This is a genomic window from Pedobacter sp. Leaf132 (genome assembly GCF_920984695.1).
In the GTDB taxonomy this organism is placed as follows: Bacteria; Bacteroidota; Bacteroidia; order Sphingobacteriales; family Sphingobacteriaceae; genus Pedobacter.
Genome location: NZ_CAKLBO010000001.1, coordinates 635859 through 662236, shown reverse-complemented (window position 1 = coordinate 662236; position 26378 = coordinate 635859). Strand labels below are relative to the sequence as shown.

Below are 26378 nucleotides of genomic sequence, written 5' to 3'. Positions count from 1 at the left end.
ATTTCGAGCAAAGCCGAGAAATCTTTGTAACTAAATAGATTTTTTTCCATTAACCTACAAAATAAATTGGAGAACCATCAAGTTCCTTAAATAGAATAGTCTATCTCAACTTAACCAAGCGCTCTCCATCCAAAACCGGAATTGCTGTACAAACATTTAGCTGCAAACAGAATACAACATCTTCTTCTATATTCAGCTGTGCTAAACGATTGCTGTGAGACGATTTATGCAGATACTTTCTTAAATCATCCTTTGCTAAAATATACAAATCTTCAGCGGCTACGCTCGAATCATCAAAATGTTCGAAGTTTTTACGCAGTTTATTTACTACTGCTCCGGCAAATAAAGTATCTTCTAAATTAAACTGGTCTTTCCAGCCTGCACATAAAAGCAATACATTTTTATCTTGCTTTGCCAGATATTCACAAAGTGAATCGAGATTTAAAAAAGACCCAATTACAACCTGATGCGCTCGCTTATTTGCCAAATGAAGCGCTTTAGTACCGTTTGTTGTGGTAAGCACAATGGTTTTACCGGCAACTTTTTCTGTTGTATAAGAAAATGGCGAATTGCCGAAATCGTAGCCTTCAACCACCTCGCCGTTACGTTCTGCGGCCAATAGATAACCTTTATCTGCAAACGTTAAGCAATCTTCTACATTAGCAACCGGGATAATGGCTATTGCCCCATTTTCTATCCCATAAGTTATAGAAGATGTAGCCCTCAAAATATCAATAACTACAACAATACTCTGTTCAATATCATATAAATCAATCAGGGCAGGCGTTAAACAAACTTCAATTTTTTTCGACACGGTGAATGTTATAGGTTTTAGGTTATACGTTTTAAGTTGTAAGCCCAAAACGTATAACTTACAACTTAAAACCTACAACTAATTTATTTACAAAGTGAAAATTATACGTTCTAAGTTGTAAGCCCAAAACGTATAACTTACAACTTAAAACCTACAACTAATTTATTTACAAAGTGAAAATTATACGTTTTAAGTTGTAAGCCCAGAACGTATAACTTACAACTTAAAACCTACAACTAATTTATTTATAAAACGGGAACTTAACAACTTTGGCTTTAATTGGTGTATTGCGGATATTAATAAAAATCTCTGAACCTTCTTTAGCGAAATCTTTAGCAACGTAACCCATACCAATTGCCTTTTGTAACGAGGGCGCTTGTGTACCAGAAGTAACTTTACCAATGATGTTGCCTTCTGCATCAGCAATTTCATAATCATGGCGAGGAATTCCTCTATCAATCATTTCAAAACCAACTAATTTCTTCTGAATACCAGCTTCTTTTTGAGCTTGTAAAGCCTCAGCATTTGTAAATGTTTTAGAGAATTTAGTAATCCAGCCTAAACCAGCTTCAAGTGGCGAAGTTGAATCATCAATGTCGTTTCCGTATAAGCAGAAACCCATTTCTAAGCGTAACGTATCACGAGCACCTAAACCGATTGGTTTAATGTTATATGCCGCACCCGCTTCAAAAATTGCATCCCAGATTTTATCTGCATCCTCATTATTAAAATAAATTTCAAAGCCACCAGCACCGGTGTAACCAGTTGCAGAAATTAAAACATTTTCTACGCCTGCAAAAGTACCTTTAACGAAAGTATAATATTCCATTGAGGCCAAATCAACCTCTGTTAAACTTTGCAAAGCATCAGCTGCCTTCGGACCTTGAATAGCCAATAAAGAAGTTTTATCAGAAATGTTGTGCATTTCAACAGCTTTATCATTAAACTGGTTTATCCAGTTCCAGTCTTTTTCTATGTTCGATGCATTTACAACAAGCATATATGTTTTTTCATCCAGGCGATAAACCAAAAGGTCATCCACAATACCTCCATCTTTATTCGGCAAACAAGAATATTGTACTTTACCATCATAAAGTTTAGATGCATCGTTACTGGTAACACGTTGAATTAAATCCAAAGCATTTTCGCCTTTTAAAATGAATTCGCCCATGTGACTAACATCAAAAACACCAACTCCATTACGAACGGTTGCATGTTCTGCGTTTATACCTTCGTAAGTTACGGGCATATTATAGCCTGCAAATGGAACCATTTTAGCGCCTAATGCGATGTGTTTTTCTGTTAAAGCTGTATTTTTCATGCTTAATAAATAGTTGGCGGCAAAACTACTAAGAAAAAGGCAATGTTTTCGGTTAAATTTTATCAGAAATTTTGTATGATTTTGGAAATCTATATCAGTATTTTAAAGAAGCTGTAGAAAATATCGTCAATGCAAGGCACGAAGCAATCCTATTAATATCGATGGTAGATTACTTCTTGCTTCGCATTGACGAATGAGGAATGATAGTTCAAATTAACTTATAGACATTAGTGGCCATGCGTGGTTTTCGAATCCAACATAAAAACATTTAATCCTTTAGCTTTTCTAGAACCTTAAATAGTGAAGTTTAACCTGTACAATAGCCCCGATAGAGCGGAAAGCACGCATCCCGATTTTTTCTATCGGGAGCGGACTTGCAGCAATAGCGGGACTTTCGTAACCAAAGTGTACAGAAAATTGCGCTTCAAAAAAATATTTAACTTCAAATATAAACCAAGTAAAATGATGGCAAAGAAATACAGCGAAATGAGCACCGAAGAATTGATTAAAACCGAAAAATCAATGAAAGGCATTACTGCAATGTTAGGAGGGGCACTGTTAGTGCTGATTATAATAAATATTTTTATGGCCTTTAAGAAGGGTTTAAGTGCGCAATCTGTGATACCAATTGCAATAATCCCTATTTTTATTATAAATTTTGGCAAATTAAAGGCTATTAAAGAGGAACTGAAATTGAGGAAAAATTTGTAAAAAATGAGCACAGCAATAATTATAACCACGCCAGATAGCGAGATAGTGAGCAGCCGAATTGTTAATGCAACAATTGAACAGGTTTTTGAGGCATTTTCTAAGCCAAATCATTTAAAAAACTGGTGGGGACCAGCTGGTTTTACGAATACTTTTAACGAATTCGATTTTATAGTAGGTGGTAAATGGAATTTCGTGATGCATGGGCCAGACAAAGGAAATTATGCCAATGAGTGCGAATTTATTAAAATTGAAAAGCCATCATTAATTGCCTGGAAGCGCCACTCTAAGCCACTTTTTCAAGTATTATTCACCTTTGAAGAATTAGAAAAAGGCAAGACAAAAATTGTTTTCAAAATGCTATTTGATTCGGTTGCAGAGTGCAATAAATTAAAGCCTTATGTTACAGATAAGAATGAAGAAAATTTTGATAAGCTGGAAAATGAACTGAAAAACGTGACTGCTTAAATTACTGTGGCTTTCAGTTCAGAATAAGTTCTTGGTAAACTTTAAGCATGTTTCCGGCAACCAAATGCACCCCGTGTTCGTTTTCTACCGTCTTTCTGGCGTTTTCGCCAATCTCCAGCCATCTTTTAGGATTTATAATGCATTGCAAAATGGAGCGGTAAAATTCATCGGCAGAATTGGCGATTAAAATATCGTGTCCATGACGGCAATTTATACCTTCGGCAGCTGTTGGTGTTGCAATAATGCATTTCTTCATTGCCATACCTTCAATAATTTTTACCCGCATGCCTGTACCTGAAATGAGTGGCACAATCATAATGGCCTTCGAATTCATAAATTCTACGGCATCAAAAACTTCGCCTTCTACAATCAGATTATCAGAGTCGTATTCAAAAAAATGCTTTTGCATATTTTTTCCGGCAATATAAAAACGAAGGTCTTTGTTCAGTTTCTCGATATCTGGCCAAATATCATCTAAAAACCATTCTAAACCTTCCTGGTTTGGTCGCCAATCCATTGCACCTAAATGAAAAAGCGTTGGGAAACTGGTTTTACTGCTATCGATTTTATAGTTTTCCAAATCTATCGCAACAGGGAAAACCGACATCGGGATTTCACAACCAAACATTAAAATGCTTTGCCTATCAGGTTCGCTAATGGCAAAAATATGATGGAAACGATTAATCTGCTCGGTTTCGTAGGCTTTTAAACGTTGCGCCAAAAATGCCAAATATTTCCTGCGAACTAAGAAACTTTCTGAATGAGAACGGCGTTCCCACATGGTAAACTCAATATTGTGTGCTCTGTAAATCAGCTTTGCGTTACTGTTAGCCTTAACGATATCAAGGTATGGAACTACAAAAAGACCTTCGAATTGGATAACATCAAAAACATTTTCGCGGAGTATATTTTCCAGAGTTCTGGCAGCCTCTTCATCAAAATATCTGGAAACGTTATAAGATTCGTTAGTGAAAATATTGAAAAATGCAGACCAAACATTTACCTGGGTATCTAAATCACAGCTATGGCATTTAATTTTCTCGAAAACAGGGTCGGTAATTTCTTCAATATCTATTCTGGAATTTGCCGGGTTTAAACTGAACAAAGTAATATCTGCACCAAGTTGTAGCAAACCTTTCATGGTGTTATAAACCACAATTGGATAGCCGCTATTTGGCGGGAACGGAACTCTTTTAGTTATGAGTAAAATTTTCACAGCGTTGTGAAAATACGAAAATTAGGCGTTTTTTGAAAACAATTCCAACTGCGGAGCACGAACATTAAATGTTTTACGATGAAATGGCGAAAGACCGATTTCTAATACCGCTCTCCTGTGTGCAATAGTTGGATAACCTTTGTTTTTTCCCCAATTATATTGCGGATAATTTGAATGGAGATTGGTCATAAATTCGTCGCGATGGGTTTTAGCTAAAATCGATGCAGCAGCAATATTTAAATATTTTCCATCACCTTTAATAATACAACTATGCGGAATTTGAGGGTAAGCTTTAAAACGATTACCATCGATAACCAGATAACCTGGTTGTGTATGCAGTTTTTCTACAGCTCTGTGCATTGCCAAAAAAGAGGCATTTAAGATGTTAATCTTATCAATTTCTTCATGATCGCAGGAGGCAACTGCCCAGGCTAAAGCCTCTTTTTCGATAATTGGACGAAGCAAATCACGTTGTTCATGCGTTAATTGTTTAGAATCATTTAAACCATCCAGCACAAAACCTTTAGGCAAGATTACGGCTGCTGCAAAAACAGGACCTGCCAAGCAACCTCTCCCCGCTTCATCGCAGCCTGCTTCTAAAAATTCTTCCTGATAACAATTTAACAACATAGCGCAAATTTAAAGAATAACGCTTAATTTTTGCCTAACGGATAAGGATTGATTAAATTAGTTTTAAACATTAATTATGATGAAATATAATGAAACATTAGCCTTTAGAATTGCCGAAAGATTAATGCATTTGCCTGATGTTGAAGAAAAGGAAATGTTTAGCAGCTTGATTTTTATGGTTGATGCAAAAATGTGCATAGGTGTTTCTAAAAGAAATTTAATGCTTCGACTAAATCCGGATGATTTGGGAAACCTAAGTAATAAAGATGGCTGGGAACAAATGACAATGGGAAACAAAGTAATGAATGGATTTGTATTGGTTTCTGAAGATGTGTTGAACCGCAATGATGAATTGGATTTTTGGATAAAATTAGCGTTAGATTTCAATCCTCTAGCAAAAGCTTCGAAAAAGAAAGTTAAACGCTAACGTTTTGTGCTTTCACATCAAAAGCATCACGTAAGCCAATTGCCAAAACGTTAAAAGCATAAACCGTTAACATAATGGCTAAACCAGGCAGAACAGCTAAATATGCCGCATCCATAATAATATAGCCATAATGTTCTTTAATCATACTGCCCCAGCTTGGCATAGGTGGTTGTGCGCCAAATCCTAAAAAACTTAAACCCGTTTCTAACAAAATTGCAGAGGCAAAATTTGCAGAGGCCACAACTAAAATTGGTCCGGCGATGTTAGGTAAAATATGCCTTGCAATGGTTCTGGCTGTGCTAAATCCTAAAGCTCTGGCCGCTTCTACAAATTCTACCTCTTTAAGCGCCATTACTTGTCCGCGAACCAACCGGGCTACATCTACCCAGGTAGACAAACCCACTGCGATAAAAATTTGCCAAAAACCTTTTCCTAAAGCAAATGAAATGGCGATAACTAATAAAAGCGAGGGTAGCGACCAAACGACATTCATAAACCAGCTTATTGCAGCATCGGTTTTACCGCCAAAATAACCAGCAATAGCGCCTAAACTTACACCGATAAAAAGTGAAATTAAAACCGCTATTAAGCCTACTGACAATGAAACCCGAATCCCTAGAATCAGGCGGCTCAATAAATCACGACCATAAATATCAGTTCCGAGAAGGAAAGTTTTTTGGTAAATATTTTTTTGAGAAAAAAGCATTTCTGGAGAACCCAATTTTGATGGTAATGTGCAATTTGGGCACAAATCTTTTAAATTATATTTGGTTTCTGGTGCTTTTTCTTCGCCGATAAATTCTGTTGCGAAAACATTATCTCCAGCAATTCTATAACCTGTAATTGGAATGCTTTTGAAATTAGGTTTCTGACCGTTTAGCATCTTTTCGAAAAAACCTACCTTTTCAACATTCGCATAGCGCTCAATAATCATAAAAGTAAATCTTGCTCCGGGCTTTTCCTTCGCAATCTGTACCATTTGATTATTCGCGTTTGGAGAATTATCAGGCATAATTAAATAGCCTAAAATACCCATCACTATCAATAATAAAATAAAAATAAGCCCGCTAAGTGCTAGCTTGTTCCTTCTAAATTTTATCCAAACTTTTTTTGATGGGCTATTATCCATTATTTAACCATTCTTCCTTTCCAGTTATATTTTCCGCTATTGCCTGCTACACCAATAAATATGATGTATAGAATGTGCAAAATGCTTAAAAATGGCACAAAAACCAATAAACTTCGTCTTTTGCTAAAGCTGGTTACATCCCATAAAAATAAACCTTCTAAAATAATCTTAACTAACAACTGATAAAATGTGATGGTTAAAAATCCCGGAAGGAATAAACCCGCTGTAAAATTTGCAAGAATGCTTAGGTTGAAAATCCATACAAAAACGCCTAAAATTATTATGCCTTTGTTTTTATATCGCGTACTTTTTGATGCCCAACGTTTGCGCTGCTGAATAAATGAATTTAAATTTTCTTTGGCATGAGTATAAACAATGGCATCTCGATTTTTTAAAAAACCTATGTTATCAGGGTATTTGGCTGCAATTTTATGGAGTAATAGTTCATCATCGCCTGAGGCTAAATCATCGATTCCGGTAAAGCCACCAACCTCATAAAAAGTTGCTTTTTCATAAGCCAGGTTTGCCCCATTGCAAGTAGATGGTTTTTTATTGCCAATGGTAGATGCGCCTAAACCTATCAGATATAAAAATTCTAGAGACTGTAATTGCTCAAACAAACTTTTTTCTTGAAAATATCCTACCGGGGATGAAATCATTTTGTAATCTTTTTCCTCGTACAATGCCACAATGGTTGATAACCATTTCTCTCCCATGCGGCAATCAGCATCCGTTGTAATAATTAAATCTCCAGAGCAGGTACCTATTGCGGTTTGTATTGCCTTTTTCTTATAAGAATTGAGCGCTTTAGCTTCGTTTAACTTAATTAGTTTAACATTTTTATCTGCATAACTTAAAACAATTTCTGCCGTTTTATCAGTAGAATGGTCGTCGATAATAATAATTTCTGTTAGATGTTTTGGATAATTCTGAGCGGTTAAATCAGTAATGGTTTTACCGATATTATCTTCCTCATCACGGGCAGCTACAATTATCGAAACTTTGGTATTTAATATTGTGTTACCTGATTTAAAATAGACCAATTTATGCCATCCTCTAATAAAACTGATTACCAGAAGAGCATAAACGAGCGTTAATAAGGCAGAAAATAGACTAATCAGATTTAGGATTTCCAAAAAAATTGAGTTTAAAAACGAAATATGTGCCTAATATAGCAGGAATAATAATATTTATAAGCCAAATACTAGCTGTACATGCAATAACTGCCACATCTTGCTTGGTTATGAAGCTGAAAAAATAAGAAGCAGTTACGCTCCTGATTCCAACATCGAACAAATCTAAAGATGGTAAGGTTGATTGAACGAAAAACAGAATGCAAATCATCATTATAATATCCAGATATTGTAGTCCGGGAATCAACCACGTAAAAAGGATAAAGTATTGAGAGCTAAACACAAAGTAGCGGGCAAGGCAAAACATTAAAATTTTGAAAAGCTCTCCTTTTTTGTAGCGACCCAAAATGCTGTAAAACTTCTTATATTTTCTGGTGATTTCAAATGATAGAAGTATTCCGTTTAACCACCTGATGTTGAAATAGAAAACCAAAAAGAACAGACAAAAAACCACGACAACTACTTCAATAGCAAAAAACAATCGGTAATCTAAATTCATAAACCGATAGATAAAGGCACTTAGGGCAATGGCACCAAAAACATTCGTTAAAACCAATTGCCCAATGTTTCCTACCGCCATAGCAACCACCCCTACTATTCTGCGCTTTGGCGATAAAAAGAAAACCCTGCCGCCATATTCACCTAGTCTATTTGGGGTAAAGATTGCCAGCGTTAATCCACAGAAAACTGATTCTACAGCTCTGTAAAAGCTAATGCGCTCAATTCTTTGCATTAAATATTTCCATTTGGCCGATTCGAGAAACCAATTCACAAACATGAGTAGAAATACAAAGCCAATTACAAGCGTAATTTGCATCTGTGGAATATTACTCAAAAGCTGACGGAAATTATGTAGGTTTTCATTAGCCACAAGCTTGTGGTAAATAAACCAAAAGGCCAAGACAACAATAATGGATTTAATGGATATTGAAAATATTTTTTTGTTTGTGGCGGTCAACTTGCTCTTTTTAGTTTGCAAATATGCTTAATATTGCTGTAATGTTGAGCGAAAAAAAGGAAAGGGTAATTTTGGGTATCGACCCAGGTACAGCGGTAATGGGTTATGGAGTAATTTTGGAGAAGGGAAATAAGACCGAACTGCTGAGTATGGGTGTTGTAAAAATGACTCATTTAGACGATCCTTTTCTTAAGCTTCAACGCATTTTTGAAAAAACCGTTGTCCTCATCGACCAATACAATCCTGATGTTTTGGCAATTGAAGCTCCGTTTTATGGTAAAAACATTCAGGTGCTTTTAAAGCTAGGCAGAGCACAAGGCACTGCTATTGCAGCAGCTTTATCAAGAAATATATCTGTAACCGAATATTCGCCCAGAAAGATAAAGCAATCGATTACCGGAAACGGGAATGCCACTAAAGAACAAGTTGCCGCCATGTTGCAGCGCTTATTAAACTTTAAAGAAACCCCAGAATTTTTGGATGCAACTGATGGTTTAGCCGTTGCGGTTTGCCATTCGTTTCAAAAGATAACAACCGGTGGAAAATCAAAAACTTATTCAGGCTGGGAATCATTTGTTGTGGATAACAAAACCAAGGTTAAGGGTTTGGTGGCGAAAGCCAAGAAATAGAATTAATTTCGGTCGGTGAGATACCGACCGATGGTTTAGCAACAATGTAAATTCCTTTTTTCTTTCCGATTCCGTCATTGCGAGGCACGAAGCAATCTTTCTAACTAAAGAGATTGCTTCGTGCCTTTTCATAACGTGGCGATGAAAGCTTAAGCTCTCCTTGCTCGGTAATATCTAAATACAACCACTCCTAAAACCCCTACTAAAATCAGCATCCATAAATTAGCGATTGCTAAAATAAATTCCATAAAAATACTCCAGCCATTTACAATATTTAACCATAAACGGGTAGCGAAAGCAGGCTTATAATCGTAAATATTGTCATTTGCTACAATCATCGTTTTAATGGTATTATCCTGATAAAAATTAAGTGTAATATTGCTGTATTTCACTTTGCTATCAATCAACATATTTTCGATTTTCTTATCAATTAAATCATCTTTAATCATTAATGAGGTTTCTACATTCGGGCTTTTCTTTGTCGCCAGTTTATTAATTCTGCTAACTGCTTCTATCCGGTTTTCAGCCTTTAATTTATTAGCCAGATAAGCAATGCTTTGGTCGTCTAGTTTGAGCGATTGATTATCGATAAACACCGCCATTTTAGCAATTGTATTGGTAAATTCATCTAATTTATCTGATGGCACTTTTGCAACCAGATAACCTTCGGTACGGTAAGAAGTTATTTCTTTTAAAGAATCTGTAGACTGTTTTACCTTATCGGTTCCTTGCACCACACTTTGAATGGAAAACTCTGCGACAGTGCCGCCCTCGGCTTTAATTGCCTTACTTAATTTCTCTTTAGTGTTTTGTACATCTTTTACGCGAAACCGCATGTCGGCAGTTTTTACAATTTTTTCAGTGTTATCGGCGTTCGCCACAGAAGCACTGTCAAGCGCTACAGCATCAGTTGATGCAACAGATTCGTGATTTTTTTCAGCATTTTGGCAGCCGAACAAGCCTAAAATTATGGCTATAGCAATAATATTCCTTTTCATGATTTGATGGTTTAAATTTTATAATCATTGTAAAATATTATCTAATGGCCATTAGATTTTTCTTGACGTTTTGGTTAGTTTAATCGTCTTTTTCCCTTTATACAAAAAAGTGATTTAGGTAACCCACTCATAATTAATAGTTGATAAATATAGATTGTTGCTATGTTAAAATTGTAGCCACAGATTTACAGATTATAAAATGACCTGTAATCAGTAAATCTGTGGTCAAGAATATTGAATTCTGCCTGTAAAACCACAAATATTAAGCTTGACCTGTGTAAACTAAACCTGACAGCAGCGAACACGTAGCCGAATTTTTAAGAGGCAAGTAAAGCGAATGGCAGGACTATCGGTAAAAAAACGAAACCGAACCTTGCTTTACTAAAGAAAAAAATAGACAAACAAAAAAGCCAGTCACATAATTAAAACATGATTGGCTTTTATATTAAAGAGAAAATATTTTATGCGTCTAAAATTTTGAATACACCTTTGATGCTGATGATTGCGCCAATAAAAAGGATAATCCATGATACTAATGATAAAACCCATGAATCGAATGCAAAACGAGCGTAAGTACCAACCATGCAAACCAATACACCAAAAATCATCAATTTATAAATTCCTGGCTGGTTAGCCGTTTTCATACTTTCTGTATTGTGCTTTAATTCTGTGTTTTCCATAATATTTATTTTTATGATGCAGCAAAAGTAATACTTATTGCCGAATATTTATAAAGTTTAATAACTTTTTAATCGTTCTAAACGTTGTTTTGCTTTCTCTTTATCGTTTAAATTATCTCCTTTGTACAAAGGTTTTTCCCAATCGCCATACATAGGGTTTGGCAACACAATATATTTTACACCAAATAAGGTTTGATTTGCATTAACCTGCTCTGTAGTATTTTTATTTTCGCGATAGAAAATGTTAGAGAAATCGCTCAAATTATCGCCGCATAGCATTAAGATATTATGTGTTTCGGCAATTTTCTGCCGTCTGGGTTCTTTGTTAGATGTTCCTTTCGATACCAACAGATGTGCATCATCTGCATAAGGGAAACCAAATTGCTGCAAATTTTTAAGGGTTGCGCTGTAATCTTTCTCATCTCTATTGCTGAGGTAAAAAGTTTCGATGTTTTTAGAGAGGGCAAACTTTAAAAAAGCCAAAGCACCCGGAACAGTATCTGCCTTTGATAAATTTGTCCATTCTGTCCAATCTGCAGGATTATAACTTAAGCCTTTTTTAATTTCATGGCCTTGAAACGGCGAGTTATCTAATACGGTTTCATCAATATCTACAATAACACATTTCGGTTTTTTACTGGTATCGGCCCATAAAGCTTCCTTTAAAGACAAACGAGCAAAGTTATATGCTTGAAAACATAGTGCTTTGTATTCGCCTGAGGTTTGCTGCCATAAAACGGCATTGGTGTAATCTCTTGCAGGTAATTGTGCTTTTACAAAAAATGGAGCAAGTATTAGTATGATGATGCTGTATTTTCTCATTGTTTAAAATTATAAAGCAAAGATAAGTGTTATAGAATTGATGGCAGATTTTACTATAAAACCGAATCGGTAACATTCATAATAAAATAATAAAATCGGCAAACGACTACATTGTTAGTTGAGTTTTTTAATTAGATTTGAATCACACACAAATAAATCTATATTATGAAATTTAAATCTTTATTAGGGCTTAGCATGGCCTTTTTTTTTCTTGTTGCATGCAAGAAAGAAAGTCCGGAAATTAGTACTACCGAATTCAGCATTGATAAAAAATCACTGTACTTAACACAATCGATTGAACTTGAAGCAAAAGATGCGACTGCCGGAAGTAATTACATTTGGAATTACGGCGATGGAACCATTGAAACTACAGGAAGTAAAGCTAAACATCAGTATAAAACTTCAGGAGTTTTTGAAGTGACTTTAACTGTTTATGATAAAGCCACCAAGATTAAAATCAGAGTCTTTCCTGGTGACATCAGCTATCAAATTAAAAACAACAGCAGTTTTGATTTGGATTTGAATTCTTACGTAAATCTTCCGGTTAATACAGTTAAATCAATATTAAAACCAAACGCAATTTCTGACACGATTTATGTAAACCTACAAGTTACTGGCAATTTATTGCATGTTACAAATATTAGCGGTATGGCCAAAGGAAAAGCTTTCCGTTTTGACGACATGTTTTGGCAAAAAGATTCTATGCATAATATTCTTTCTGTAGATAATAAAACTAAAGTGCAACTGGGGACACGAGGAGAATTAGGTATTAGTTCTATACTAGAAAATTTATAACATAACAAAAAATCCCAATTCAATTAAGAAATGGGATTTTTTTGATAATCCTTCGACAAGCTCAGGATGACAAATGTCGTTTATCCGTTCAATGCTGCTGCACCACTTACAATCTCTGTTAACTCAGTTGTAATTGCTGCCTGACGAGCTTGGTTATAAGAAAGTTTTAAGGCTTTTAATAACTCACCAGCGTTTTCAGTTGCTTTATCCATCGATGTCATACGTGCGCCATGCTCAGATGCGTGAGAATCTAACACCGCTTTGTATAACTGAATTTTAATTGACTTTGGAATTAATTGCTCTACAATTTCTTCTTTCGAAGGCTCTAAAATATATTCAACATTTGTTGCTTTAACTTCAGCTTTTGTAGGCTCTTCTGCTTTTTGAAGTGGTAGTAATTGTTCAGTAGTAATATATTGTATCGCTGCATTTCTGAAACGGTTATATACAAGTTCTACTTTGTCAAAATCGCCCTTTTCAAAACCAGCCATAATCGCATCAGTAACTTTAGTTACGTTTTCGAAAGTTAAGGCAGAATATATTTCGTTATTGTTGCCAATAACATTGTATTTGCGTTTCTCGTAAAAATCTTGTGTTTTTTTACCGATAGAAATAATGCTAACGTTACCATTTTGTAACTGCTTGCTATATTTTTCAGCAATTAAATTGTTGGCCGCTTTAATTACGTTCATGTTAAAAGCTCCGGCCAAACCACGGTTTGATGAAACAGTAACAATTAAAACCTTATTAGGTTCACGCTCTTGAATAAAAGGCGATGAAGAACCTTCTAAACTTGCAGAAAGATTTTCTAAAATTTCTTTCAGTTTAGTTGCATAAGGACGTAAAGCGATAATTGCATTAGTAGCACGTTTCAACTTAGCCGCCGAAACCATTTTCATAGCTTTGGTAATCTGCTGTGTTGATTGTACCGATGCAATTCGGTTTCTTACTTCTTTTAAATTAGCCATTCTTATTTTTGGTTGTAAGTACTAAGTTATAAGTTGTAAGTGTAAAACTTAAAACCTATAACTTAAAACCTATAACATTCTTAGTATTTACTTGAAATTTCTTTTGCTACTGTATCTAAAACACCAGTAATGTTATCATCAAATTTACCAGCTTTTAATGCCGCTAAAGTTTCAGGATGACGCATTTCTAATTGTGTTAAATATTCAGTTTCAAATTCTTTTACTTTCTCAACCGGCACAGTACGCATTAGGTTTTTAGTACCCACGTAAACAATTGCAACTTGTTTCTCAACACTTAATGGCGAAAATTGCGCTTGTTTTAACATTTGTACGTTACGTGCACCTTTATCTAAAACAGATTTAGTTGCAGCATCTAAATCAGAACCGAATTTAGAGAAAGCCTCTAACTCACGGTATTGTGCCTGGTCTAATTTCAAAGTACCAGCAACTTTCTTCATCGATTTAATTTGAGCATTACCACCTACACGTGATACCGAAATACCTACGTTAATAGCCGGACGAATACCTGAGTTAAATAAATTCGACTCCAGGAAAATCTGCCCATCAGTAATCGAAATTACGTTAGTTGGAATATACGCCGATACGTCACCAGCTTGTGTTTCGATAATTGGAAGCGCTGTTAATGAACCACCACCTTTTACAAGATGTTTAATAGATTCTGGCAAATCATTCATTGCTTGTGCAATATCATCATTTGCGTTAATTTTTGCGGCTCTTTCTAATAAACGACTGTGTAAGTAGAAAACGTCTCCTGGATAAGCCTCACGACCTGGAGGACGTTTTAATAATAATGATACCTCACGGTAAGCCACAGCTTGTTTAGATAAATCATCATAAACAATTAAAGCCGGTCTACCAGTATCACGGAAAAACTCACCAATTGCAGCACCAGCAAACGGAGCGTAGAACTGCATTGGAGCAGGGTCTGCAGCCGAAGCAGCAACAACAACTGTATATGGTAAAGCGCCGTTTTCCTCTAAAGTACGTACAATGTTAGCAACGGTAGAGTTTTTCTGACCAATCGCTACATAAATACAATACACAGGTTGGCCTGCTTCGTAAAATTCTTTTTGGTTGATAATGGTATCGATACAAACTGCAGTTTTACCAATCTGACGGTCGCCAATAACCAACTCACGTTGACCACGACCAATTGGAATCATTGCATCGATTGCTTTAATACCAGTTTGTAAAGGCTCATTTACCGGCTGACGGAAAACCACACCTGGAGCTTTACGCTCTAATGGCATTTCGTAAGTGTCGCCTAAAATTGGTCCTTTACCATCTAATGGCTCACCTAAAGTGTTAACCACGCGGCCAAGCATACCTTCACCAACTTTAATAGAGGCAATTTTCTTAGTACGTTTAATTGTATCACCTTCTTTAATCTCGTCAGAAGCACCCAAAAGTACCACACCAACGTTATCTTCTTCAAGGTTTAATACAATGCCTTGCAGGCCGTTTGCAAATTCAACCAACTCACCCGATTGAACTTTAGTTAAACCGTAAACACGGGCAATACCGTCGCCTACTTGCAACACGGTACCAACTTCTTCCAGTTCGGTTTCTGATTTAAAGCCAGCCAATTGTTGTCTAATAATTGCCGATACTTCGTCTGGTCTTACCTCTACCATAATTTTAATTATATCTTTTTGTAAATGTAAATCTTGTAGTTCTTTTGTTATTCTAGTCCCGCTTTCTGCTTCAATCTTTTACTAAAACCTTATAGGTTTATTTTGCACCTTAATATTTAAGCTATAAGGTTTGCAAAAGTATTTCCGCTGTCAATCGGGTTTATATTATTTTATGCTGTAGTTCTTTTGTTTTTTCAGTATCCCTCAATTTTCAAATCTCAATTCACAAATCTCAAATCTCAATACTCAATACTCAAATCTCAATACTCAATACTCAAATCTCAATACTAACTAAACAGCAAATTCTTTTTTAAGCTTATTCAATCCGCTGGCAATACTTGCATCAAATTGTTTATCACCAACTTTTAAAATAAAGCCACCAATAAGTTTCTCATCAACTTTTTCGTTAATAATAACTTGTTTAGCGCCTAATTCTTTTTTAACAATGGCAATAACTTCCTCTTTGGCTGTAGCACTTAAAACCGTTGCAGAAATTACATCAGCAGTAACAATACCATTAATTTTATTATACTGCTCCACAAATTGTTTTGCAGTAGCAAATAATATAGCCGAACGACCTTTACTTACCACAATTTTAAAATAAGCAATCGTTAACTTACTTACTTTATCAGCAAAAATACCATTTAAAATACCAGTCTTTTTATCTAAAGGTACAATTGGGTTTTTTAATATCGCTTCTAGTTCAGGAGTTTCATCAACTGCCTTTTCAAATAAAACCATATCATTAAAAGTAGATTCTAAAGCGTTGTTTTCAACGGCTAAATCTATTAATGATTTGGCATACCTGCTTGCAACTTTAATTTCTGACATATTTTGAGTTGTAAGTTGTAAGTGATAAGTTGTAAGTTATAATTGCGGTTAACCCTAAACTATAGCCCAATACTTAAAACTTAAAACGTAATACTTATAACCTAGTTTAATTCAACGCCTTTTAACAAGTCGGCTACTAAAACTTCTTGTTTAGCTTTATCATCTAATTGATTACGTAAAACACGTTCCGCAATTTCTAACGATAATGTAGAAACCTGACCTTTAACTTCAGCTAAAGCAACTTTCTTTTGGTTTTCGATTTCGATTTTAGCTTTTTCAATCAGTTTAGCACCTTCAACCTGAGCTTGTTTTTTAGCCTCGTTTAAAATGCTGTCTTTTAATGTTTTAGCTTCTTTCAAAATTTCATCGCGTTCAGCACGTGCTTGTTGCATTAAATCTTGATTCTGACTTGTTAAACGAGCCATCTCTTGTTTTGCTAACTCAGCTTTGTTCAAAGCATCATCAATACTTTGCTCACGCTCGTGGATAGCATTCATAATCGGTTTCCAGGCAAACTTACCTAATAGAAAAACCAATAGTAAAAATGCAATGGTATTCCATACCAACAAGCCAATTTCAGGAACTAATAAATCCATCTTATATAATTAATATTCTTTTAACAACGTAATTTAAACAAGAACCTTCGCGGCAATCCCGAAAAGGTTCTTGTAGAGTTTTTCTTTGATTATTTTGCAATCAAAGAAACTACTACTGCGAATAAAGCAACCGCCTCGATAAAGGCTGCAGCGATAAGCATAGCAGTTTGAATTTTTGAAGCGGCTTCTGGTTGACGAGCAATAGATTCCATTGCAGATCCACCAATTTTACCGATACCTAATCCAGCGCCTATTGCAGCTAAGCCTGCGCCGATTGCAGCTAATGTTCCAGTCATTTTCTGATTTATTTATATTAATTTAACAATAATGTTCTTAATGGTGTTCTTCTACAGCCATACCAATAAATAAGGCCGAAAGAATGGTAAATATAAACGCCTGGATAAACGCAACCAAAAATTCAATTAAGCCGATAAATACAGCAAAGAAAATTGAAGCCGGAGCAATCCAAAGCGAGTTAAAAATAAAAATTAAGCATAATAAAGACATTACCAAGATGTGACCAGCAGTAATGTTTGCAAATAACCTGATTGCAAGAGCGATTGGCTTTGTGAAAATACCAAAAATCTCAACAGGAATCATTAATGGCTTTAGCCACCAAGGCACAGGAGGATTAAGGATGTGCCCCCAATAGTATTTGTTACCTTTAAAAGTGATGATTAAAAATGTACAGGCAGCTAAAACAACCGTTAAAGCAATATTACCTGTTACGTTAGCGCCTCCCGGGAAGAAAGGAACTAAACCTAAAATGTTGTTTAACCAGATAAAGAAAAACACAGATAGTAAGTAAGGCATGAAAGCTGCATACTTATGACCTAAGTTTGGTCTGGCAATATCATCACGAACAAATAAAATGATTGGCTCTAAGAAAGACTGCATACCTTTTGGAGATTTGCCTTGTCTTTTTTTGTATGATGAAGCAACTATTGTAAACACAATTACCAATATTATTACTGATAAAAGCATACTGAAAACGTTTTTAGTAATAGAAAAATCCAGCGGACGAGCATTGGTTACAACTTCAGCGCCATCTTTAACTTCGTGAGAAACAAAAGCGCCATGTTCATTTGCAGTTGCATTGGCATAATAAATTTTATTATGTGCCATTGCAAAACGTTGTCCATTTTTTTCAACAACCTGAGTGCCATCATCATTAAATTTGAAATCTGATGAACTAAAAGTTACTAAACCGCTGTTTGTCCAAAGAATAATTGGTAAATGTAAATGGAAACCATGGTCTCCGTGACCAAAAAGTGTAAAATAGTGGCTATCGCTAATGTGGTGAAAAATGAAAGAAGTGATATCAAAACCTTTTTCTTTTTCTTCATGCGCTTCGCTGTGATTTACAACAGCGCCAGCTTCTTGAGTAGGTGCTACAGCAGTATCTACAGGTAAAGAAGCTACACTATCAACTTGAGCGAAAGTATTATTTTTGATAGATAAAAACGCCGTTAAAAGCGTAAAAACAACAATTACCTTAACAACTTTCGACATAAAAACTTGGTTAAAATCCATTTATTGGCAGTTTTTTACTTTAAATTTTGGTGGCGCAAGTTACGTAACAAACAGTACATTTCAAAGGCTGTAAACAATAAATAAACAGAAAAAAAATTAACAACAAAGAGAAGCCCGTTTTCCTTTGTATTTATACTGTAAATCAGCACAAAAGCCATACAAAAAATCATCTTCAAAATAACAGAGCCTAAAATTGCCATTACTCCCGCTTCGGGATTTCTGTTTATACCTACGTATGCTAAAAAATATGCGATGTATGTAATGCCTGCAATGAAGCCAAAAATTAGCCAAAAGCTACCAACCAGAATTTGCAGTCCGGGAAAAACTAATGGTAAGGCAACAGCAAAACCAATTAGTAAGCCAACAAGAATAAAATAATAACTGGTAAATTTGGTTAGGGTCAATTTCTGATAGATATTTTCTTGATTATTAAACTTCTGCAAAGATAAGATTTTTAAAACCAAGTCGCTACATTATGTAAACATTCAAAAAAGAAACGAAAATGAGTGGATATATAGTTAAGAATATCAGGTAATCCTGACAATTTGAGATGGTTGATTACGCAGAATCAGTATTAAAGAAGATAAATTATGGCTTTGTAACTTGTTTTATGGCCTGATATAAACCTAAAATAACCCCAACTAAAGCAAAGATTGCAGTAATAATATTTGATTCATTTTTCTGATATTCATCAATTTTATAACCAATAAAGGTTAATAAGCCAATTGTTGCAATCATTTGAAAACCAATGGCAGAATATTTTGCCATCCCGCTATACTTCTTTCCGTTATTCTCGTCTTTAGGTTTATCCATCGGTTTAATATAATAAATAATTAACTTTGAGTAATTAAATCTATTGCTAAGTAAAATAATTTTACTTACATTTTGTTATTGTATATATTAAAAAAGCAATCAATAATACTTGAAAAAATATACCTTAAAAACTTTATCTCCCATCCTTTTATTCATAAGCTTATTATTCGTCTTTGGTTGTGTAGCCAATAAGAATACAGGCCTAGATCGTAAGATGCAAAACCTTACGGCAAGATATAACTATATATATAATTCAAATGTTTTACTAACTGAGTATAACGAAAGCTTATTACAAAGTTATGCAGATAATTACGAGCAAATTCTTCCTGTTTATTTAGATCCCGAGCCTCAGGTAAATCTGGTTTTAACTCCAGGAATGGAGAATAAACAATTAGATGAAGTTATTTTTAAAGGACAGGCAATTATTAATGAGAAAAGCTTTAGTAATTATATCGACGATGCATACATGTTACTTGGCCGTGCCAATTACCTGAAAGGGAATTATTTTATTTCATCAGAATATTTTGATTACGTAGCAAAAACCTACAATAGTAATTTGAAAGCTTTTGTAATGGCTATGAACTGGAAGGCAAGAAGCCAGATGCAGTTAAATAACATGGCTTTCGCCGATAAAATTTTAGACACCATGCTTCGCTCTGCAGATAATTTGAAAAAAGACATCGCCGAGCCATTGGCTACAACAGCACAAATGCGCATTTATCAAAAAAGAAACAAAGAAGCTATTTTACTTTTAGAAAATGCAATCAGGCTTGCTGATGAAAAGCAGCTTAGGATTAGATGGCAATACATTCTTGCACAGCTACAGGAGAAGGAAAAAGACTATCAAAATGCTTTTATCAATTTTACAAAAGTAGAAAACAGCAATGCGCCTTTCGAGATGTATTTCCACGCAAATTTAAATCGCATTAAACTTAGGGCAATAATAAGTGGCTATAAAATTAATGAGGAGCAAGCCTTGCTAACTTTATTAAAGGATGATAAAAACTTCGATTATACAGATCAAATCTATTATCAGGTTGGCGAACTTTTCTCAACCGAAGGTAATTATTTGAAAGCGGAAGAAAATTACCAAAAATCGATACAGAAAAGCACTAAAAACCAGAATCAAAAAGCTTTATCTTACTTAAGAGTTGCAGATTTAAATTTTAAAGAGTTTAAAAATTACATCAGAGCAAAATTATATTATGATAGTGCGGTAACTATTTTGCCAAAAAGTTTCTCTGATTACGATAACATCGTTAAAAAAGCAAATAACTTACAGTATTTAGCAGATAGATTTAACCTAATTTCTAAAGAAGATACAGCTCAATTCATAGCTCGTTTGCCCGAAGCTGAGCGTGCTGCTAAGGTACAAGATTATTTACGTCCAAAGGTAGATGTTTCTATACCAGTAAGCTCTACAGGCAATGAACTCCTAAACAATATTGCTATGCCTAATCAATCGTTAAATTCAAATTTATCAAATGGTGCGGGCAATACTTTTTACTTTAATAATAGTACAGCAATAAGTAATGGCTTTGCTGATTTTAAAAAGCGCTGGGGTAACCGACAATTAGAAGATAACTGGCGACAAAGCGTGCGTTCTTCTGCTCAGGATAATAACCAGATTTTAGCCGGTGGAAATGTGGCATTAGGAAATAATCCATCTTTAGTACAAAATGCGCAGACAGATAATTCTCAAACTTCAATTGAGAAAAAATTTTTAGATAATTTACCCTTAACACCTCAACTTTTACAAGCATCGAATCAAAAAATCATCGATGCCTATTTCGAGATAGCTAGTTTTTATCAACAAGAGTTGAATGATGTAGCAGAAGCCAATAAGATTTACCTTGAATTACTGAAGAGATATCCAGAAAACAATCATTTGGATGCTATTTACTACAGTTTATACTTAAATTATAAAGATTCAGATCCAGCTAAGTCGAACGATTATAAGCAACAGGTGCTGAGTAAATTTCCTCAATCAAATTTTGCAAAAATAATTATCGATCCTGCCTATTCTTCAAAACAAGATCAGTTAGAAAACACCATTAATGAACAGTACAATAATGTTTTTGAAAATTATGCCCGAAAAGATTACAGCAATGTGATTAAACAGGTAAATGAAAATCTTCTTGCTTATCCCAATAGTGGCTTAGCACCACAATATGCCTATTTAAAAGCAATTGCAGTTGGCAGAACATCGAAAGTGGATGCTTTATTAAATGAATTTAATTCGATTACTGCATTATATCCTAATGATTTAATCATTGTGCCGTTGGTTAGGGATCATTTAAAATATATTGAGGCAAATATTGAAGCTTTTAAACTGCGTCCGGTGGCATTGGTAGATTTCGACTCTAATGAACCTCGCTTTGTTACACAAGCGCCAAATGCAGAAAGCAAGCCTAAACCAATAGAAAACATTAATGCTGCAGCAGATAATAAACCAGCTCCAATAACGGTAAAACAGCCTGAAGCGGTTGCGGCAAATAAACCTGCAGAAAACAAACCAAGCAGCATTTTTAGTGTTGCTACATCAAATACTTATTATTATGTGATAGATGTTTCGGATGCATCCTTAACTTTGAGCTCTTCCAGATTTGGAATTGGCCAATTTAACAGAGGTAATTACCCGGATAATGATTTGGCCCATAAATTGGTGGAGTTAGATGAGAACCAACTAATTTACGTAACAAGCTTTGTAGATATGGAAGATGCCAAGATTTATGAAGAAAGTATAAAAGGGCAGTTGAAAAATATAATGAAAGTGCCAGTTACAAAATACAGAAGCTTTATTATAAGTAAAGAGAATTTCGATAAACTCACAAGTAAGAATAGTATTGACGAATATATTGAGTTTTACAAAAACAATTATTAGTGCATGAATTAATAAACGTTAATTTCTTTAATGTTTAAAGGTTCAGAACAACAAAAACAACATTACACGAATGAAAAAATCTATTTCAGAAGCTGATATTAAAAGGTATAATTTAAGGATATGGAAAATTGTAATTGGTGGAATTGCAATCTTTGCCATCTTTATCTCTATGCTTGGCTTCGGTCTTTTCGGAACTTTGCCTTCATTTAGAGATATTGAACACCCAAAAAGCAATCAGGCCTCAGAAATTATTGCAGATGATGGCAGACCTTTAGGAACATATTTTGTTCAAAACCGCTCAAATGTTAGCTATAAAGATATTTCCCCGAATGTAATTAATAGCTTAATTGCAACAGAAGATACTCGTTTTAAAGATCACTCAGGTATAGATTTTCAAAGAACATTTACCATAATAGGCTACAATTTAATTGGTAAAAAGCAAGGCGGCAGTACAATTACGCAGCAGCTGGCCTTAAATTTATTTTCTGAGGAAGGCAGGGAAAGAAATTTCTTTAAAAGGGTAATGCAAAAATTTAAAGAATGGGTTGTGGCGGTTAAGTTAGAGCGCAACTACACCAAAGAAGAGATTATTACCATGTACTTAAATACAGTAGATTTTGGCAACCAGGCTTATGGTATTAAGTCGGCAGCGAGAGTTTACTTTAATACAACACCAGATAAATTAAGCATTACCGAAGCAGCAACATTAGTTGGTATGCAGAAAGGTATTACCATGTATTCTCCTACCCGCAATCCGGAGCGATCAAGAGGTCGTAGAAATACAGTAATGGCCATGATGGTGAAGTCTGATTATATGACTCAAACCCAGTTTGATATCGAGAAAGAAAAACCACTTGGTTTACGTTTTAATGCTGCAACTGTTAATGATGGTATTGCGCCATATTTTAGATCGGTACTTAAAGCAGATATTAAAAATATTTTCGAGGAACAAGGTATCACTAAACCTGATGGTTCATCGTATGATTTAGACCGTGATGGATTGAAAATCTACACAACATTAAACTACGATATGCAGGAATATGCCGAAGCTGCTCAAAGAGAATACATGAAAACGCTTCAGGCACAGTTTATTAACAGCTGGAAAGGAAGAAATCCTTTTAAAGACAAAGCCTTACAAATTGAACAGGGCATTAAACGTTCTGACCGTTATAAGGCTGCCAAACTTGATGGTAAAACCGATGAAGAAATTAAAACAGAATTTAACACACCTACAGAATTAACCATTTTCACCTGGAAAGGTAATGTTGATACTACTATGAAGCCTATAGATTCTGTTCGTTATTATAAAATGCTTTTGCGCAATGCGATGATGAGTATGGACCCATCAACAGGATATGTAAAAGCCTGGGTTGGCGGTATAAACTATGAGCATTTTAAATATGACCAGGTAAAAATGGGAACCAGACAAGTTGGTTCAACAGCTAAACCATTTACTTATGCTGTAGCCGTTGAAAATGGTTTTTCACCATGCTTAACCGTTCCAAATGTTCCGGTTACTATTGATGGTTATGGCGACCCATGGACACCAAAATCTTCAGGAAAACCTTTAGCGGGTTCTATAACATTACAAAAAGCACTGGCCTTTTCTCAGAATTATGTTACGGCATATTTAATGAAGCAGGTTGGGCCGGTTGCGGTATCAACTTTAGCCACTAAAATGGGTATTCCAGATGTTCCGGCTTATCCCTCAATTGCTTTGGGTACTTTTGATTCATCAATTTATAACATGGTTGGGGCTTATGGCGCTTTCGCCAATAAAGGCGTTTACACGAAACCAGTTTATTTATTAAGAATTGAAGATAAAAATGGCGTGGTGTTATTTTCTCAGAAACCAATACCTAAACCAATTATGAGCGAAGAAGTGGCCTATGTGATGACCAGAATGCTTAAAGGTGTAGTAACAGGTGGAACGGGGTCAAGATTAAATTACAAATACCACGTTAATGCACCAATAGGTGGCAAAACCGGCACAACGCAGAATAACTCTGATGGTTGGTTTATGGCAATTACGCCGCAATTGGTTACCGGGGTTTGGACAGGTTGCGAAGACCGTGCTTTTCACTTTATAAGTACCAACCTTGGTGAAGGTGCAAATACGGCTTTACCAATTTTTGCAGGCTTTATTAAACGTGTTTACGCCAATCCGAAGCTGAAGATTAGCCACGCAGATTTTGAAGCACCGAAATCCGGTGTTTCCATTGTGTTTGACTGTAACCAATACCAACAGCAAGAAGAAGGCACTACAGAGCTTGACGAAAGATTAGGCTTCTAGGTTTTGCGTGAAGGATAGCAGCGTAAAAGCCCGCAAACCCGATTTAAGCTCTGCCTAAAATTTTTAAAAGGTCTGCTTTCTTGTTTCACAGGTTTTATCGGGTGCGGACTTGAAGCGAATAGCCTGACCCCTTGCGCAGCTTGGGGGCACGCCCAAAATTTTATTAAAGCACATTACAAAATCCCATAAAAATATTAATGAGCAGTTTCGACCATAAAACAGCACTAACGGCAATACCCCACAAACCTGGGGTGTATCAATACTGGGATGCTGAAGGGAAGCTGATGTATATTGGCAAGGCCAAAGATTTAAGAAATCGCGTTGGATCTTACTTTAATACCGATAAAAGCCAGTTTAACGGTAAAACTAGAGTGCTGGTTTCTCGCATCAGGAAGATAACTTTTACCATTGTTGATACAGAAATTGATGCCTGGTTACTCGAAAATAGCTTAATTAAAAAGCATCAGCCAAAGTTTAATATTAACTTAAAGGACGATAAAACCTACCCCTGGATAATTGTAAAAAATGAGCACTTCCCTCGTATATATTGGACCAGAAAAGTTATAAAAGACGGTTCAACTTATTTTGGACCTTATGGCTCGATTGGTATGATGCATACCATACTCGACTTAATTAAGGAAACCTACACTTTACGTACCTGTAATTTACCTTTAAACGAGAAAAATATTGCTGAAGGAAAGTTTAAAGTTTGCCTGGAGTATCAGATTGGAAACTGTAAAGGACCTTGCCAGGCATTACAAAGTGAAGCCGACTATGATAAAAATATTGGCGAGATTAAAGAAATTTTAAACGGTAAAATCGGTAATGTTATCCGCGATGTTAAAGGTGTAATAAAAAAAGCATCAGAAGAATTAAACTTTGAACAGGCACATCAATACGCCAGAAGATTAGAAGTATTAGAAAAATACCAAAGTAAATCTACGGTTGTTAATAGCGCTATAACCAATGTTGATGTAGTGAGTATTGCATCGGATGAGCGTTATGCTTTTGTGAATTACCTAAAAGTGATGAATGGTACAATCATTCAAACGCAAACCATAGAGGTTAAAAAACAATTGGATGAAAGTGATGATGAGATTTTAACATTAGCGATGCTAGATTTTAGAACCAAATTTAACAGTACATCTAAAGAAATTATTGTACCCTTTGAGCTTTCTTTAGAAGATGATAATCTAAAATTCACCGTTCCGAAATTAGGTGAGAAAAAGAAACTACTCGAACTTTCTCAAAAAAACGTACTATTCTTTAAAAAGGAAAAATTAAATCAATACGAAAAACTTAACCCAGATTTAAGGGTTGATCGCATTTTAACCACAATGCAAAAGGATTTGCGTTTAACGCAATTACCTCGTCATATAGAATGTTTTGATAACTCTAACTTTCAAGGTAAGTATCCGGTTTCGGCAATTGTGGTTTTTAAAGATGCAAAACCTTCTAAAAAAGATTACCGCCACTTTAATGTTAAAACCGTTGAAGGTCCGAATGATTTTGCAACCATGGAAGAAGCCGTTTTTAGGCGCTATAGACGCATGTTAGAAGAAGACCAGCCTCTACCTCAACTTATCATTATTGACGGTGGTAAAGGGCAGCTATCATCGGCAGTTAAAAGTTTAAAAAACTTGGGTATTTACAACAAGGTTACTGTTATTGGCATTGCTAAAAGATTAGAAGAGTTATTTTATCCCGGCGATTCATATCCGCTTTATTTGGATAAAAAATCTGAAACTCTGAAAATTATTCAACAGTTACGAGATGAAGCCCACCGTTTTGGAATTACCTTCCACAGAAAAAAACGCGATCAAGGCACATTAAAGACAGAACTGGATCAAATTGAAGGCATTGGAAAAACTACCGCTAATAAATTACTGAAGCATTTCAAATCTGTAAAGAAGATACGAGAAGCTACAGAGAAAGAACTTTCGGAAGTTTTGAACAAAAAACAAACGGTAACACTTTTAGAATATTTTAAGGAAGCGTAAAGCACCTTAAATTTTATCAATAGCGAAAAGGCAAGAAGTAACCATATTTAAGATTGTTCATGCCTTGCAATAAGAAT

At 35.2% G+C, this 26378-nt stretch carries 26 protein-coding genes; 8 read left to right on the top strand and 18 right to left on the bottom strand.

Annotated elements, in window-relative coordinates:
* Positions 1-100 precede the first annotated feature (100 nt).
* Together LUA86_RS02875 and gcvT are read right to left on the bottom strand one after the other, a co-directional pair.
* Positions 101-814, bottom strand: coding sequence for a 2-phosphosulfolactate phosphatase (locus tag LUA86_RS02875; protein WP_231459047.1), 714 nt, complete (start codon positions 812-814; stop codon positions 101-103).
* A 241-nt stretch (positions 815-1055) separates the two neighbouring features.
* Entirely contained in the window at positions 1056-2135 is a 1080-nt protein-coding gene (gcvT, locus tag LUA86_RS02870) for a glycine cleavage system aminomethyltransferase GcvT (RefSeq protein WP_231459046.1), read from the bottom strand.
* Positions 2136-2435: 300 nt separating this feature from the next.
* On the opposite strand from gcvT, the gene LUA86_RS02865 reads away from it, so the two are divergent.
* Positions 2436-2846, top strand: coding sequence for a hypothetical protein (locus tag LUA86_RS02865; RefSeq protein ID WP_231459045.1), 411 nt, complete (start codon positions 2436-2438; stop codon positions 2844-2846).
* Positions 2847-2849: 3 nt separating this feature from the next.
* Positions 2850-3311: an SRPBCC family protein gene (locus LUA86_RS02860; protein ID WP_231459044.1), complete on the top strand. Its 462-nt coding sequence runs from the start codon at positions 2850-2852 to the stop codon at positions 3309-3311.
* Between the two features lie 13 nt (positions 3312-3324).
* Here the strand turns inward: LUA86_RS02860 and LUA86_RS02855 are convergent, their stop codons facing one another.
* The gene (locus tag LUA86_RS02855) at positions 3325-4527 is read right to left on the bottom strand and encodes a glycosyltransferase family 4 protein (protein WP_231459043.1); all 1203 of its coding nucleotides are present in this window, start codon (positions 4525-4527) and stop codon (positions 3325-3327) included.
* A 21-nt stretch (positions 4528-4548) separates the two neighbouring features.
* Positions 4549-5157, bottom strand: a complete 609-nt coding sequence (locus LUA86_RS02850; protein ID WP_231459042.1) for a ribonuclease HII — start codon at positions 5155-5157, stop codon at positions 4549-4551.
* Positions 5158-5233: 76 nt separating this feature from the next.
* On the opposite strand from LUA86_RS02850, the gene LUA86_RS02845 reads away from it, so the two are divergent.
* Positions 5234-5584: a TfoX/Sxy family protein gene (locus LUA86_RS02845; RefSeq protein ID WP_231459041.1), complete on the top strand. Its 351-nt coding sequence runs from the start codon at positions 5234-5236 to the stop codon at positions 5582-5584.
* Here LUA86_RS02845 and LUA86_RS02840 read toward each other — a convergent pair.
* From LUA86_RS02840 to LUA86_RS02830, 3 genes are read right to left on the bottom strand one after another with little or no spacing between them, the layout of a single operon-like run.
* The gene (locus LUA86_RS02840) at positions 5574-6713 is read right to left on the bottom strand and encodes an ABC transporter permease (protein WP_231459040.1); all 1140 of its coding nucleotides are present in this window, start codon (positions 6711-6713) and stop codon (positions 5574-5576) included. The two genes, LUA86_RS02845 and LUA86_RS02840, sit on opposite strands and share 11 nt — an antisense overlap.
* Positions 6713-7849, bottom strand: coding sequence for a glycosyltransferase (locus tag LUA86_RS02835; protein ID WP_231459039.1), 1137 nt, complete (start codon positions 7847-7849; stop codon positions 6713-6715). The genes LUA86_RS02840 and LUA86_RS02835 overlap by 1 nt, the downstream gene beginning before the upstream one ends.
* Entirely contained in the window at positions 7827-8663 is an 837-nt protein-coding gene (locus tag LUA86_RS02830; protein ID WP_370634287.1) for a hypothetical protein, read from the bottom strand. Before LUA86_RS02830 ends, LUA86_RS02835 begins: the two co-directional genes overlap by 23 nt.
* Positions 8664-8845: 182 nt before the next feature.
* Here LUA86_RS02830 and ruvC point away from each other — a divergent pair, with 182 nt between their 5' ends.
* Positions 8846-9433, top strand: a complete 588-nt coding sequence (gene ruvC, locus LUA86_RS02825; protein ID WP_231459254.1) for a crossover junction endodeoxyribonuclease RuvC — start codon at positions 8846-8848, stop codon at positions 9431-9433.
* Between the two features lie 149 nt (positions 9434-9582).
* Here the strand turns inward: ruvC and LUA86_RS02820 are convergent, their stop codons facing one another.
* From LUA86_RS02820 to LUA86_RS02810, 3 genes are all read right to left on the bottom strand, one after another.
* Positions 9583-10431, bottom strand: coding sequence for a DUF4349 domain-containing protein (locus LUA86_RS02820; protein WP_231459038.1), 849 nt, complete (start codon positions 10429-10431; stop codon positions 9583-9585).
* A gap of 461 nt (positions 10432-10892) precedes the next feature.
* Positions 10893-11111, bottom strand: coding sequence for a hypothetical protein (locus tag LUA86_RS02815; protein WP_231459037.1), 219 nt, complete (start codon positions 11109-11111; stop codon positions 10893-10895).
* A gap of 57 nt (positions 11112-11168) precedes the next feature.
* Positions 11169-11933 (bottom strand): 5'-nucleotidase, lipoprotein e(P4) family, encoded by a 765-nt coding sequence (locus tag LUA86_RS02810; protein ID WP_231459036.1) that lies wholly within the window; start codon positions 11931-11933, stop codon positions 11169-11171.
* A gap of 165 nt (positions 11934-12098) precedes the next feature.
* Between LUA86_RS02810 and LUA86_RS02805 the strand changes: the two genes are divergently transcribed.
* A complete protein-coding gene (locus LUA86_RS02805) occupies positions 12099-12728 on the top strand; it encodes a PKD domain-containing protein (RefSeq protein WP_231459035.1) in 630 nt (209 codons plus the stop codon).
* An 80-nt stretch (positions 12729-12808) separates the two neighbouring features.
* On the opposite strand, the gene atpG is transcribed toward LUA86_RS02805, so the two are convergent.
* From atpG to LUA86_RS02765, 8 genes are all read right to left on the bottom strand, one after another.
* Positions 12809-13696, bottom strand: a complete 888-nt coding sequence (atpG, locus tag LUA86_RS02800; protein ID WP_231459034.1) for an ATP synthase F1 subunit gamma — start codon at positions 13694-13696, stop codon at positions 12809-12811.
* Between the two features lie 80 nt (positions 13697-13776).
* Complete coding sequence (gene atpA / locus LUA86_RS02795) at positions 13777-15351, bottom strand: F0F1 ATP synthase subunit alpha (protein WP_231459033.1); 1575 nt, start codon at positions 15349-15351, stop codon at positions 13777-13779.
* A gap of 291 nt (positions 15352-15642) precedes the next feature.
* Positions 15643-16182 (bottom strand): ATP synthase F1 subunit delta, encoded by a 540-nt coding sequence (gene atpH, locus LUA86_RS02790; RefSeq protein WP_231459032.1) that lies wholly within the window; start codon positions 16180-16182, stop codon positions 15643-15645.
* A 101-nt stretch (positions 16183-16283) separates the two neighbouring features.
* Positions 16284-16778: a F0F1 ATP synthase subunit B gene (locus tag LUA86_RS02785; RefSeq protein ID WP_231459031.1), complete on the bottom strand. Its 495-nt coding sequence runs from the start codon at positions 16776-16778 to the stop codon at positions 16284-16286.
* An 89-nt stretch (positions 16779-16867) separates the two neighbouring features.
* On the bottom strand, positions 16868-17074 hold the full coding sequence (atpE, locus tag LUA86_RS02780) for an ATP synthase F0 subunit C (RefSeq protein WP_010601523.1): 207 nt from the start codon (positions 17072-17074) through the stop codon (positions 16868-16870).
* A gap of 37 nt (positions 17075-17111) precedes the next feature.
* The gene (gene atpB, locus LUA86_RS02775) at positions 17112-18311 is read right to left on the bottom strand and encodes a F0F1 ATP synthase subunit A (RefSeq protein WP_231459030.1); all 1200 of its coding nucleotides are present in this window, start codon (positions 18309-18311) and stop codon (positions 17112-17114) included.
* Between the two features lie 14 nt (positions 18312-18325).
* Positions 18326-18754: a hypothetical protein gene (locus tag LUA86_RS02770; protein WP_231459029.1), complete on the bottom strand. Its 429-nt coding sequence runs from the start codon at positions 18752-18754 to the stop codon at positions 18326-18328.
* 145 nt (positions 18755-18899) lie between these two features.
* Positions 18900-19124 (bottom strand): AtpZ/AtpI family protein, encoded by a 225-nt coding sequence (locus LUA86_RS02765; RefSeq protein ID WP_231459028.1) that lies wholly within the window; start codon positions 19122-19124, stop codon positions 18900-18902.
* A gap of 214 nt (positions 19125-19338) precedes the next feature.
* Here LUA86_RS02765 and LUA86_RS02760 point away from each other — a divergent pair, with 214 nt between their 5' ends.
* From LUA86_RS02760 to uvrC, 3 genes are all read left to right on the top strand, one after another.
* Complete coding sequence (locus tag LUA86_RS02760; RefSeq protein WP_231459027.1) at positions 19339-22008, top strand: gliding motility protein; 2670 nt, start codon at positions 19339-19341, stop codon at positions 22006-22008.
* Between the two features lie 70 nt (positions 22009-22078).
* Positions 22079-24301: a transglycosylase domain-containing protein gene (locus tag LUA86_RS02755; protein WP_231459026.1), complete on the top strand. Its 2223-nt coding sequence runs from the start codon at positions 22079-22081 to the stop codon at positions 24299-24301.
* Positions 24302-24498: 197 nt separating this feature from the next.
* On the top strand, positions 24499-26301 hold the full coding sequence (gene uvrC, locus LUA86_RS02750; RefSeq protein WP_231459025.1) for an excinuclease ABC subunit UvrC: 1803 nt from the start codon (positions 24499-24501) through the stop codon (positions 26299-26301).
* Positions 26302-26378: the final 77 nt, after the last annotated feature.

Coding starts and splice junctions, on each gene's coding strand:
- LUA86_RS02815 (WP_231459037.1), bottom strand. CDS start 11,111: ATGGAAAACACAGAATTAAAGCACAATACAGAAAGTATGAAAACGGCT.
- LUA86_RS02785 (WP_231459031.1), bottom strand. CDS start 16,778: ATGGATTTATTAGTTCCTGAAATTGGCTTGTTGGTATGGAATACCATT.
- uvrC (WP_231459025.1), top strand. CDS start 24,499: ATGAGCAGTTTCGACCATAAAACAGCACTAACGGCAATACCCCACAAA.
- LUA86_RS02850 (WP_231459042.1), bottom strand. CDS start 5,157: ATGTTGTTAAATTGTTATCAGGAAGAATTTTTAGAAGCAGGCTGCGAT.
- gcvT (WP_231459046.1), bottom strand. CDS start 2,135: ATGAAAAATACAGCTTTAACAGAAAAACACATCGCATTAGGCGCTAAA.
- LUA86_RS02755 (WP_231459026.1), top strand. CDS start 22,079: ATGAAAAAATCTATTTCAGAAGCTGATATTAAAAGGTATAATTTAAGG.
- LUA86_RS02830 (WP_370634287.1), bottom strand. CDS start 8,663: ATGCAAATTACGCTTGTAATTGGCTTTGTATTTCTACTCATGTTTGTG.
- LUA86_RS02765 (WP_231459028.1), bottom strand. CDS start 19,124: ATGGATAAACCTAAAGACGAGAATAACGGAAAGAAGTATAGCGGGATG.
- ruvC (WP_231459254.1), top strand. CDS start 8,846: ATGTTGAGCGAAAAAAAGGAAAGGGTAATTTTGGGTATCGACCCAGGT.
- LUA86_RS02860 (WP_231459044.1), top strand. CDS start 2,850: ATGAGCACAGCAATAATTATAACCACGCCAGATAGCGAGATAGTGAGC.
- LUA86_RS02760 (WP_231459027.1), top strand. CDS start 19,339: ATGCAAAACCTTACGGCAAGATATAACTATATATATAATTCAAATGTT.
- atpH (WP_231459032.1), bottom strand. CDS start 16,182: ATGTCAGAAATTAAAGTTGCAAGCAGGTATGCCAAATCATTAATAGAT.
- LUA86_RS02805 (WP_231459035.1), top strand. CDS start 12,099: ATGAAATTTAAATCTTTATTAGGGCTTAGCATGGCCTTTTTTTTTCTT.
- atpB (WP_231459030.1), bottom strand. CDS start 18,311: ATGGATTTTAACCAAGTTTTTATGTCGAAAGTTGTTAAGGTAATTGTT.
- atpE (WP_010601523.1), bottom strand. CDS start 17,074: ATGACTGGAACATTAGCTGCAATCGGCGCAGGCTTAGCTGCAATAGGC.
- atpA (WP_231459033.1), bottom strand. CDS start 15,351: ATGGTAGAGGTAAGACCAGACGAAGTATCGGCAATTATTAGACAACAA.
- atpG (WP_231459034.1), bottom strand. CDS start 13,696: ATGGCTAATTTAAAAGAAGTAAGAAACCGAATTGCATCGGTACAATCA.
- LUA86_RS02840 (WP_231459040.1), bottom strand. CDS start 6,713: ATGGATAATAGCCCATCAAAAAAAGTTTGGATAAAATTTAGAAGGAAC.
- LUA86_RS02810 (WP_231459036.1), bottom strand. CDS start 11,933: ATGAGAAAATACAGCATCATCATACTAATACTTGCTCCATTTTTTGTA.
- LUA86_RS02845 (WP_231459041.1), top strand. CDS start 5,234: ATGATGAAATATAATGAAACATTAGCCTTTAGAATTGCCGAAAGATTA.
- LUA86_RS02820 (WP_231459038.1), bottom strand. CDS start 10,431: ATGAAAAGGAATATTATTGCTATAGCCATAATTTTAGGCTTGTTCGGC.